Origin of the sequence: Fusicatenibacter faecihominis (assembly GCF_020686945.1) — a bacterium.
Taxonomy (GTDB): domain Bacteria; phylum Bacillota; class Clostridia; order Lachnospirales; family Lachnospiraceae; genus Limivivens; species Limivivens faecihominis.
Genome location: NZ_JAJEPR010000012.1, coordinates 90,665 through 97,250 on the forward strand (window position 1 = coordinate 90,665; position 6,586 = coordinate 97,250).

Annotated in this window: 9 protein-coding genes and 2 tRNA genes; all 11 read left to right on the plus strand. The window is 51.2% G+C overall.

Annotation, left to right across the window (positions count from 1 at the left end; translation table 11 throughout):
* Nucleotides 1–42 precede the first annotated feature (42 nt).
* The 11 genes from LKD71_RS09010 to LKD71_RS09060 all read left to right on the plus strand — a co-directional run bounded on the left by LKD71_RS09010 (nucleotide 43) and on the right by LKD71_RS09060 (nucleotide 6,366).
* Nucleotides 43–669, plus strand: coding sequence for an ECF transporter S component (locus tag LKD71_RS09010; RefSeq protein WP_227615149.1), 627 nt, complete (start codon nucleotides 43–45; stop codon nucleotides 667–669).
* 10 nt (nucleotides 670–679) lie between these two features.
* Nucleotides 680–1,282 carry an NUDIX hydrolase gene (locus LKD71_RS09015; protein WP_227615150.1) on the plus strand — a complete coding sequence of 201 codons (603 nt, stop codon included), beginning with the start codon at nucleotides 680–682 and terminating at the stop codon, nucleotides 1,280–1,282.
* 118 nt (nucleotides 1,283–1,400) lie between these two features.
* A complete protein-coding gene (gene tsaE / locus LKD71_RS09020; protein ID WP_227615151.1) occupies nucleotides 1,401–1,844 on the plus strand; it encodes a tRNA (adenosine(37)-N6)-threonylcarbamoyltransferase complex ATPase subunit type 1 TsaE in 444 nt (147 codons plus the stop codon).
* Nucleotides 1,845–1,885: 41 nt separating this feature from the next.
* Entirely contained in the window at nucleotides 1,886–2,611 is a 726-nt protein-coding gene (gene tsaB, locus LKD71_RS09025) for a tRNA (adenosine(37)-N6)-threonylcarbamoyltransferase complex dimerization subunit type 1 TsaB (RefSeq protein ID WP_227615152.1), read from the plus strand.
* A complete protein-coding gene (gene rimI, locus LKD71_RS09030; protein ID WP_227615153.1) occupies nucleotides 2,605–3,051 on the plus strand; it encodes a ribosomal protein S18-alanine N-acetyltransferase in 447 nt (148 codons plus the stop codon). Before tsaB ends, rimI begins: the two co-directional genes overlap by 7 nt.
* Nucleotides 3,052–3,115: 64 nt before the next feature.
* Nucleotides 3,116–3,340: a hypothetical protein gene (locus LKD71_RS09035; protein WP_178045109.1), complete on the plus strand. Its 225-nt coding sequence runs from the start codon at nucleotides 3,116–3,118 to the stop codon at nucleotides 3,338–3,340.
* Between the two features lie 25 nt (nucleotides 3,341–3,365).
* Complete coding sequence (locus LKD71_RS09040; protein ID WP_178045110.1) at nucleotides 3,366–4,277, plus strand: ribonuclease Z; 912 nt, start codon at nucleotides 3,366–3,368, stop codon at nucleotides 4,275–4,277.
* 3 nt (nucleotides 4,278–4,280) lie between these two features.
* Nucleotides 4,281–5,309, plus strand: coding sequence for a tRNA (adenosine(37)-N6)-threonylcarbamoyltransferase complex transferase subunit TsaD (tsaD, locus tag LKD71_RS09045; RefSeq protein WP_227615154.1), 1,029 nt, complete (start codon nucleotides 4,281–4,283; stop codon nucleotides 5,307–5,309).
* A gap of 14 nt (nucleotides 5,310–5,323) precedes the next feature.
* Nucleotides 5,324–6,010: a 2-C-methyl-D-erythritol 4-phosphate cytidylyltransferase gene (gene ispD / locus LKD71_RS09050; protein WP_227615155.1), complete on the plus strand. Its 687-nt coding sequence runs from the start codon at nucleotides 5,324–5,326 to the stop codon at nucleotides 6,008–6,010.
* A 116-nt stretch (nucleotides 6,011–6,126) separates the two neighbouring features.
* Nucleotides 6,127–6,212, plus strand: a tRNA-Ser gene (locus tag LKD71_RS09055).
* 64 nt (nucleotides 6,213–6,276) lie between these two features.
* Nucleotides 6,277–6,366 (plus strand) — tRNA-Ser (locus LKD71_RS09060).
* Nucleotides 6,367–6,586: the final 220 nt, after the last annotated feature.

Here is a 6,586-nt window from a genome sequence, read left to right on the forward strand (position 1 = left end):
CTGAAATACGGGTTCGCCCGAAAGAGAAAAGGAGACAATGAAATGAGTTCCAACACAGCAGCAAAAACACCTGCAAACACTACCACGAAAACCCGGATGATGGTCCAGATCGCCATGCTCACAGCCGTGGCGGAGGTTCTGATGCTTTTTGATTTCCCCCTTCCCTTTGCTCCGTCCTTCTACAAGATCGACTTAAGCGAGGTGCCCATTCTCATCGGCTGTTTTGCGATGGGACCGGCAGCGGGCATCATCATTGAAGCCATGAAGATCCTCTTAAACTTCATCATCAGCGGAACCGTGACCGCAGGCGTTGGCGAGCTGGCCAATTTTGCCATCGGCTGTTCCATGGTGCTTCCCGCAGGCCTGATCTATCGTTATCACAAGACCAGAAAAAATGCAGTCCTCGGAATGGCGGCAGGAACCCTGGTTATGGCATCCATCGGCGGTCTTTTAAATGCTTTCGTTCTTCTTCCCGCCTATGCGGCTCTCTTCGGAGGAATGGATGCCATCATCGGAATGGGAACTGCCGTCAATAAAAACATCACAAGCGTTCAGAGCTTCGTGCTTCTGTCCGTTGTACCCTTCAACCTCGTAAAAGGCGTGATCGTATCCCTGGTGACTTTCCTTCTCTACAAGCATGTGAGCCGGGTACTGATCCACAACGCATAAAGGAGAAAACATGCCGGAAATCAAACAGGCGACAAGAAAAACAGAAAATCCATACGTTAATCTCTACGAGCTGGAGACGAAAGACCGGGTGGGTCATGATAAACATTATTATGTGGCTTCTAGGGCAAAGACCGCCGAAGATTTAAAGCTCTCCACCCACAATGAGAAGCCGGACGGCGTCATCATCTACGGTCTTACGCCGGAAAAAGACAAAGTCCTTCTGGTGCGCCAGTACCGCTACAGTCTGGATGAGTACATATACGAGTTTCCGGCAGGCCTTGTGGATCCCGGGGAAAATTTCCGCCAGGCTGCAGCCCGGGAGGTAAAAGAGGAGACGGGCCTTACGCTTAGTCCCCTTACCCTCGAAAATGGCTACGAACGCCCCTTCTTTACGACCGTCGGAATGACGGATGAGTGTTGCGCCACGGTTTTCGGCTATGTGAGCGGAAATTTAACCAGCGAGGGAGAGGAAGACACCGAGGACATTGAAGCCTTTCTCGTTGACAGGGAAGAGGCGAAACGCATCCTGAAAGAAGAGCGGGTGGCCATCATGTGCGCCTACATGCTTATGCATTTTGTGGCGGATGAAGATCCCTTTGCGTTCCTGAAATGAGAAAAAGAATCCTGCTTGCAGGGTTCTTTTTTTATGGGGTGCGGTTGACAAAGAAAGTTCAGATGAGGTATTCTTTAACCGTATCAATTAGGAGAAATCCCAAGAAAGGTGAAAATATATGGTGATTGAGACAAGAAGTCCCGAAGAAACCTTTGCCCTCGGTGAAAAACTGGGCCGAGAGGCGAAGCCGGGACAGATTTATACACTGAACGGCGACCTCGGCACGGGAAAAACCGTTTTTACCCAGGGCTTTGCCTCCGGACTTGGCATCACAGAGCCGGTAAACAGCCCAACCTTCACGATCCTTCAGGTCTATGAGGAAGGCCGCATGCCATTTTGTCATTTTGATGTGTACCGCATCGGCGATGTGGAGGAGATGGACGAGATCGGCTATGAGGACTGCTTTTACGGCGAGGGCGTCTGCCTCATTGAGTGGGCGGAGCTGATCGAAGAGATCCTGCCGGAAAAGGTCATCGTTGTGACCATCGAAAAAGACCTGGAGCAGGGCTTTGACTACAGAAAAATCACCCTCGAAGGCTTGCCTGAGACCGGTACTCTGTAGTATAATTTTTGTGATTTTTAGATAGAAAGAGGAAACTTTTCATGAAGATTTTAGCTCTTGACAGTTCCGGCCTTGTGGCCTCCGTGGCAGTCGTCGAGGACGAAAAACTGCTGGCGGAATATACTGTGAATTATAAGAAAACCCATTCTCAGACCCTGCTTCCGATGCTGGATGAGATTGGAAAAATGATAGACCTGGATCTCTCCACTATCGACGCGATTGCGGTGGCGGCAGGACCGGGTTCCTTTACGGGCCTTCGGATCGGCTCAGCTACGGCAAAAGGCCTGGGCCTTGCCCTCGATAAGCCCCTGATTGCGGTTCCAACCGTGGATGCTCTGGCCTACAACCTTTACGGTACGGACAAGCTGGTCTGCCCCATCATGGATGCCAGACGAAGCCAGGTTTACACCGGCGTTTACGCTTTCGACGATCGGACCCTCAAAGTCTTAAAGCCCCAGATGGCCATTTCTGTGGAGGAGCTTACGAACCTGCTGAACGGGATGGGCCGGGAGGTTCTTTTCCTGGGGGACGGCGTGCCGGTTTACCAGACGCTCATCGATGAAAAAATGAAAGTGCCCTACCACTATGTTCCGGCCCACCTGAATAAACAGCGGGCGGCAGCTGTGGCAGCTTTAGGCGAGATTTATTTCCGGGAAGGAAAGATCGAGCATGCCAGAGACCATCAGCCGGATTACTTAAGGCTTTCCCAAGCAGAACGGGAGCGGGCGGAAGCGGAAAAACAGGCAGCGGAGCAAAAGACATGCTGACCCTTCACCCCATGAAAGAAAAAGACCTGCCCCAGGTGGCGGCCATCGAGGCCTCTATTTTTTCTCAGCCCTGGAGCGAAAAGGGCTTCCTTGATGCCCTTCACCAGAAGGCGGCCTTCTATCTGGTGGCAGCGGAAGAAGAGAAAATCCTGGGTTACTGCGGCTTTTATCAGTCTTTTGATGAGGCGGATATCACGAACGTGGCAGTCCGGGAGAGCGAGCGGGGCAGAGGCATGGCCCGGGCCATGCTGACGGAACTTTTAAAAGAAGGAAAAAACAGAGGCGTCGCTCATTTTACGCTGGAAGTCCGGGTGAGCAACGCGCCTGCCATCCATCTTTACGAAAAATTAGGCTTTACCTCGGCGGGCATTCGCAAAAATTTTTATGATTGTCCCAAAGAGGATGCCATGATCATGTGGCGCCATGAGGCGCTGGATTGAATTTCCACTGTACGCAGCCGGTCTCTCTGCTATAATAGGGCAGAAGACGAAAGGGAGGATACCGATGAAAAAAGGACATGTAATCTACTGTAACCGCTGCGGCAGACGACTGGAAGGAACGGATCTGCTTCCCGGGGAGGAGGGGCTTCATATTGAGAAAAGCTGGGGCTATTTTTCTGGAAAAGACGGAGAAATCCACAGCTTTGACCTCTGTGAGTCCTGTTACGACCTGCTGGTGCAGGAGTTTAAGATCCCTCCGGAGAAAAAGGAGCAGACAACCCTGCTCTGACAGAAAATGAGGAGAGTATGAATAAATGCTTGATGTATGTTTACTGGGAAGCGGCGGAATGATGCCTCTTCCCTATCGGTGGCTCACCGCCCTGATGCTGAGATATAATGGCAGCAGTGTGCTGATCGACTGCGGAGAAGGCACACAGATTGCCATCAAGGAAAAAGGATGGAGCTTCAAGCCCATTGATGTGATCTGTTTTACCCATTACCACGGGGACCACATCAGCGGCCTGCCCGGTCTTCTTCTGACCATGGGAAATGCAGACCGCCAGGAGCCCCTGACCCTCATCGGTCCCAAAGGGCTGGAGCGGGTGGTAACGGCCCTCCGCGTCATCGCACCGGAGCTGCCCTTTGAGATTCGTTATAAAGAGATCCACGGTCCGGAGGAAACCTTTGAGATGGACGGTTATCGTCTGAAGGCCTTTCGGGTCAATCATAATGTGCTCTGCTACGGCTATACGATCGAGATCGACCGGGCAGGCCGTTTTGACGCGACGAGAGCGAAAAAGCAGGGAATCCCCCTGAAGCTCTGGAATCCGCTCCAGAAGGGCCAGACCATGGAATTTGAAGGGAAAATTTACACGCCGGATATGGTGCTCGGCCCTGCGAGAAGAGGGCTGAAACTTACTTATACCACGGACACGAGGCCCACGAAATCCATCGTGGAAAATGCGGCCGGCTCCGACCTTTTCATCTGTGAGGGCATGTACGGAGAGCCCGATAAGGAGAAAAAGGCCGTCGAGTACAAACATATGACATTCAAAGAAGCGGGCCGTCTGGCGAAGGAGGCCGAGGTGAAAGAGCTCTGGCTGACCCATTACAGCCCCTCTCTTACGCGGCCGGAAGAATTTATGGACAGCGTACGGAATATTTTCCCCAACGCCTGGCCGGGAAAAGACGGAAAATCCGTGGACCTTACTTTTGAGGAGGATTAAAACGTGGAAGAAAAAAAGGATATCGTGATTCTCGGAATCGAGAGTTCCTGTGATGAGACGGCTGCGTCCGTAGTCAGAAACGGCAGGGAAGTTCTGTCCAATGTGATCTCATCTCAGATTGCTCTCCATACGCTATACGGCGGCGTGGTTCCGGAGATCGCTTCCAGAAAACATATCGAAAAAATCAATGTGGTCATCGAGGAGGCCCTTGCGGAGGCTCATATGACCCTGGATGATATCGACGCCATTGGCGTCACCTATGGTCCGGGCCTTGTGGGCGCTCTTTTAGTGGGCGTTTCCGAGGCAAAAGCTATCGCCTATGCAAAAAATCTGCCTTTAATCGGCGTCCATCACATCGAAGGCCACATTTCAGCCAATTATATAGAAAACAAAGACCTCGAACCGCCCTTTGCCTGCCTGGTGGTGTCTGGTGGTCATACGCATCTGGTTATCGTAAAGGATTACGGCAAATATGAGATCGTCGGCCGGACCAGAGACGACGCGGCAGGAGAGGCCTTCGACAAGGTGGCCCGGGCCATCGGTCTCGGCTATCCCGGCGGCCCGAAGATTGATAAGGTTTCTAAAGAGGGAAATCCCAACGCCATCGCTTTTCCCCGGGCAAAAGTGGCAGATTCTGCCTATGATTTCAGCTTCAGCGGTCTGAAGTCCGCCGTTTTGAACTATCTCAACGGCTGCAAAATGAAAAATATTCCCATTGTCCAGGCAGACGTGGCGGCTTCCTTCCAGAAAGCGGTCGTCGATGTGCTGGTGGAGCATGCCATGCATGCGGTGGAAGAGTACGGCTTCAAGAAATTCGCCATTGCAGGCGGCGTGGCCTCCAACTCTGCCCTCCGTTCCGCTATGGAAGAAGCCTGCAAAAAGCGCGGGGTGGCCTTCTATCATCCCTCACCCATTCTCTGTACGGATAATGCGGCCATGATCGGAGCCGCCGCTTACTATGAATACCTGGCCGGCACCAGAAGCGGCTGGGATTTAAACGCAGTCCCGAACTTAAAGCTCGGAGAGCGTTAAAAAGGAGAAGCCTTATGAAAAACGTAGGAATCATCCTGGCAGCAGGCCGGGGAAAACGCATGCACTCAGTCGTGCAGAAACAGTATCTGCTCCTTCAGGGAAAGCCCGTCCTCTATTATTCCCTGAAGGCTTTTCAGGAATGTCCCTTTATCGATGAGATTATACTGGTGACGGGAGAAGAGGAGATTTCCTACTGTCAGGAAGAAATTATCAGAAAATTCAACCTGGATAAGGTGAAACAGATCGTTCCCGGGGGAAAAGAGCGCTATCATTCTGTATATGAAGGACTGAAAGCGGCCGGGGACTGCCATCTGGTCTTTATCCATGACGGAGCCAGACCCTTCGTGGATCAGGGAATCCTTGAGCGCACGAAGGAGGCGGCCGAAACCTATCAGGCTTGTGTGGCAGGTATGCCCGTAAAGGATACGATCAAACTCAGCGACGGCCATGGGACAGCAGTGGAGACCCCGCGGCGTGATCTGCTATGGATGATCCAGACACCCCAGGTTTTTGACTGCGCCCTGATCCGGGAAGCTTACCGGAAACTTATGGAGTCCGATGGGACGTTGGCGGTCACGGATGACGCCATGGTACTGGAGAGTATAGAGGGAAAAAAGGTTCGCCTGGTGGAGGGTTCCTACCGGAATATCAAGATCACGACGCCGGAGGATCTACTGGTAGCAGAGGCCTTTTTACAGTAGTTTTCACCATTGTAAAAACTTTTTTGAAAAAAAGTGAAATTTCCTGTTGACAAACGGAAGAAATGCTGGTATCATACCAAATGTGCCGATGAGGAAACAACAAACGGCGCTGACCTGGAGAGGTATCGAAGTGGTCATAACGAGGCGGTCTTGAAAACCGTTTGTCCGCAAGGGCGCGTGGGTTCGAATCCCACCCTCTCCGCTCAACGGACAAATTTCCGATAGATAATTTGATAAAGCACTACTTTTAGTAAGTAGGGCGACTTGGAGAAGTACCCAAGCTGGCCGAAGGGGCTCCCCTGGAAAGGGAGTAGGTCGTTAATAGCGGCGCAAGGGTTCAAATCCCTTCTTCTCCGTTTCACAGAAAATTGATTCAAAAAACTTAAAAAAAGTTCTTGACAGATTCGAACTTCTGTGATATCATCTAAAAGCTGTCGAAACAACGACAGAAAAGATAAGAACCTTGATAACTGAACAGTGACATATCCTTGAAAGTTCAAAAGAATATAGTTCTTAAAGAACAAAACCAAAGTAAATTTAACGGGATAAGAATTTTAGCCAAGCTAAATTTTGATC